Source organism: Deltaproteobacteria bacterium (genome assembly GCA_019308905.1).
In the GTDB taxonomy this organism is placed as follows: domain Bacteria; phylum Desulfobacterota; class BSN033; order WVXP01; family WVXP01; genus JAFDHF01.
Map to the genome: position 1 here is coordinate 1 of JAFDHF010000130.1, position 3,484 is coordinate 3,484.

At 56.9% G+C, this 3,484-nt stretch carries 5 protein-coding genes and 1 tRNA gene; all 6 read left to right on the forward strand.

Annotation, left to right across the window (positions count from 1 at the left end; genetic code table 11):
• Positions 1 to 130 precede the first annotated feature (130 nt).
• Positions 131 to 634, forward strand: coding sequence for a transcription factor E (tfe, locus tag JRJ26_20385; protein MBW2059848.1), 504 nt, complete (start codon positions 131 to 133; stop codon positions 632 to 634).
• Complete coding sequence (locus tag JRJ26_20390; protein MBW2059849.1) at positions 631 to 1,200, forward strand: HD domain-containing protein; 570 nt, start codon at positions 631 to 633, stop codon at positions 1,198 to 1,200. Before tfe ends, JRJ26_20390 begins: the two co-directional genes overlap by 4 nt.
• Positions 1,178 to 1,909, forward strand: coding sequence for a DUF2110 family protein (locus JRJ26_20395; protein ID MBW2059850.1), 732 nt, complete (start codon positions 1,178 to 1,180; stop codon positions 1,907 to 1,909). The genes JRJ26_20390 and JRJ26_20395 overlap by 23 nt, the downstream gene beginning before the upstream one ends.
• Positions 1,900 to 1,989, forward strand: a tRNA-Arg gene (locus JRJ26_20400). The genes JRJ26_20395 and JRJ26_20400 overlap by 10 nt, the downstream gene beginning before the upstream one ends.
• A 110-nt stretch (positions 1,990 to 2,099) precedes the next feature.
• The gene (locus JRJ26_20405) at positions 2,100 to 2,975 is read left to right on the forward strand and encodes a sugar phosphate isomerase/epimerase (GenBank protein MBW2059851.1); all 876 of its coding nucleotides are present in this window, start codon (positions 2,100 to 2,102) and stop codon (positions 2,973 to 2,975) included.
• A gap of 80 nt (positions 2,976 to 3,055) precedes the next feature.
• Positions 3,056 to 3,484 (forward strand): hypothetical protein (locus tag JRJ26_20410; protein MBW2059852.1); only part of this gene is annotated, 429 nt, incomplete at its 3' end.

The window sequence follows — 3,484 nt, forward strand, 5'->3', positions numbered from 1 at the left end:
CACCCCGTACAAGCCGAAATAAGCTTCATGGAGCGTTATTTCGTCCTAAAAAGCCTTCTTGGCAACATTTAAATATTTTTGGCGCCCAACACAAGGCAAGTGCAAAAAAGGCTTGCCGAGGGCTTGTACCTTGGAAAGGGATCTCGGGGAATACATTCGGGCAAACATCGGCGATGAGGCTTTGGCGGTTGCCGACACGATCTCCGCCAGGGAGCTGACCGATGAGGAGATTTCTAAGATAACCGGCTTCAGGATAAACGATGTGAGGAGCTCCCTGTACCGACTCTATGACTACAGGCTTGCCTTCTACAGAAGGTCCAGGGACCCCAAGACGGGCTGGTTCGTCTACCATTGGAGGATGGATTCGGAGGGGCGAACCAAGATCCTTCACACCCAGAAGCAGAGGGACCTTCAGGTACTGAGGTCCAGACTCGAATACGAGGAAAACAACATCTTCTTCGTATGCAAGACGGGAAACTGCTCACGCTTCACCTTCGAGGTGGCGGCGGACAACGGTTTCAAATGCCCCAACTGCGGGTCGATGCTGGAACACCATGACAACTCCACCATCATAGAGAGCCTGAGGGCCAGGATCAAGGAGCTGGAGATGAGTTCGGGCGGAGAGCTCGAATGAGACCTTCCAAGGCAGAGGTACTTGCCCTTCTCCGCCAGCTGGGCACCCCTCCCCCCGTCATAGGACATGTCATCAAGGTCGAGAAGACGGCCCGGAGAATCGCCGGTGACATATCCAACAACGGGGCGACCATCGACCTAGAACTCGTTACCCTCGGTGCCCTCCTTCACGATGTGGGGAGAAGCCAGACGCATGGTCTCGACCACGGGGTCATCGGGGGCCGAATCGTCAGGGAAAGCCCGGTCTTCGCGGAGCTCTTCGACGAGAAGGACCGCGAGGCTCTGGCCAGGATCTGTGAAAGACATATCGGAGGCGGCATACCAGCGAGGGATGCCGCAGAGGCCGGACTACCAGAAAGGGATTTCTTACCGGAAACCTTGGAGGAGAAGATCATAGCCCATGCCGACAACCTGGTCTGGAACGGTGTTCTAACGGTGGAGGAGAGTCGAAGGGCCTTTGAGAGGAGATTCGGCCCGGACAGCCCGGTGGTGAAGCGAATCGTTAAGCTGTCCGAGGAGATACAACGCTTGGCGGGAAGAGGGAATGAGAGAGATCACGATACTTGAGAAGATATATCGCAACCACCGCGACGCCAAGAGGAGCCTAATGAAGATACTGGACGACCTCCTGGAGATAGATGCCCGCGTGACCTCCGTGTCCACGACGACGAGGCAGTGGGCCAAAATAACCTTGGAGGGACCTGACGAGGAGGCCGCGGAGAAATACCTCGAGTCACAGTACGGAAGAACATGCACGCTCCGAGAGATCGGGGAGGGCGACATAAGGCGCGGGAAGATCACCGATCTGGGCAGGATCGGCTACGGGGTCTACGTTGACATAGGGGTTCTGGATGGGGAGGGCCGTCCCATAGATGCCCTTTTGCCCTCCTTCGCCCTGAGGAAGCAAATGGGTGTGAAGGGAAGCATCTCCGTTCGAAGGCTCTCCAAATCCCTTGGGCTCACGGACTACCTTCCCCTCGACATCCGGATACTCAAGATAGATAGGGAGAAAGAGGAGATAGAGGCCAGGCTCACCAACGCCCAGGCAAGACACCTGGGAAGGGGAAGGCACAGGTTCTACGTCTGCGGCGAGACCAGGAGAAAGATTAAAAACGCCCTTCAGAGAACCGGGAACTCACCCAAGATCGTGAGGATTCGGAGGCTCGGCCTCCTGGAGAGCGAGGTGCAATGCTCCAAAGAGGTGGATCCTCTCGAGCTTGTCCGTCAAATCGGACCATTGATAAACGCGCAGATAACCGTCCCCCGGGGCCTGTAGTGTAGCCTGGATCCGCTGAAAGCCTGTTAGCACAGCACCCTGCGGAGGTGCACACCCGGGTTCAAATCCCGGCAGGCCCACCCACATTCAAACAGGCAAGCCCGCTCGAGAAAAGGCGATGCCTCTCAATGGCAGCATCACCCACACGAGACCCGCATCGTTTTTCAATCTCTGACGGGAATCTGCCGGTGTGAAATTCGGGCTTTCCACTTGCATACTTCCCCGCATGCCTCTCCAGACGGCCTTGCCCCGACTCGTCGATCTGGGCATAACTAGGATCGAATACGCCATCTTCAACCTGATAATGTCGTCTTCCAACGGCCGGCTCAAGGGGAGGTATCTCCAAAGCAGGGACGCTTGGGGACTCAGGGAAAGGGACATACCAACGAAGGAGATTCGTGAAATCTCGTCGTCCCTTGGCGTAGACCCGGTACAGATCCACTCCGCTGACTTCAGCTTATCCGACCCGGACCCCCACAGAAGAATGCTCGCCCTCGAGAGAACCGAAACGATGCTGAGGATTTGCTCCGCACTCGGTTCCCACTGCCTCATCGTCCATGTAGGCCCTCCACAACCGACCTTCCCATCAGGGCGAGAAACGCCAAAGAGGATGGCCGATTCGCTCCGGGTGCTGGCTCGGAAGGCCTCTGACCTGGGTTGCGTAATCGCGGTTGAGAACGGCTGGCAGAATCCCTACGGCTCAAGGGGCAAAGACCTCGTCGAGATAATAGAGGATAGTGACCCCGATCATATCGGCGCTTGCCTTGATACCGGGCACAGCCAGAGGGTCGGCTCCTCTCCGGCCTCCATGGTTATGGAGTTGGGTAACCATCTTGTCGCCACCCACATCCATGACTTCGACGGTCAGAGAGATCATATCCCTCCCTTCTCAGGAAATATCAACTGGGATCGCTTTCTTTCCGCTCTTGCAGAGGTGGGCTACCGGAAGGCCTTGATCGGGGAGATCGACGGTTCCGAGCACATCACGAAAGGGGTCCTTGACTCAAAAAAGGCCATGGAGGGGCTCCTTGCTCTCTTGGAGACGCGCAGGCCTTCGACCCTTTGATGCAGGGACGTGGATGATCCCCACGCGTGTCACCTCACCTGTTCCCCTGCGGCCCACAAGGCAGGACCCCCTTTGGATTCGTGGCAACCTTCCGAGAGGCCAGAAAACTCACTGGCAGAGCATGTCATCCTTGCCAAAGCACCGCCTCTCTGGTCACGAGACCCGCCGCACGAGAAAAAGACGATTCTACAGGCCTAGCTATCAGGGGATGTCAAGTCAGCCACGGACAGATTCTTATCCGGCGCGCCACGCCGGCCTGCCTTGGGTCCAGAGGAACACTCGATGGTCCCAGGGACATTGAGATAGACAAAGATGGTACGATATTCGTGGTCGACGGCAACAATCACCGCATAGCCGTCTTCGATCCTGACGGCAGACTGATCCGAAGCTTCGGCGATTCCGGAACAAAGCATCCGCTTCAGAGGCCCGCAATCCCGCGACATGACGAGATCATGGCCCTCGGCCACGGACTCGACGTATTTCAAGAACCTCTCCACCTTCAGACTGTG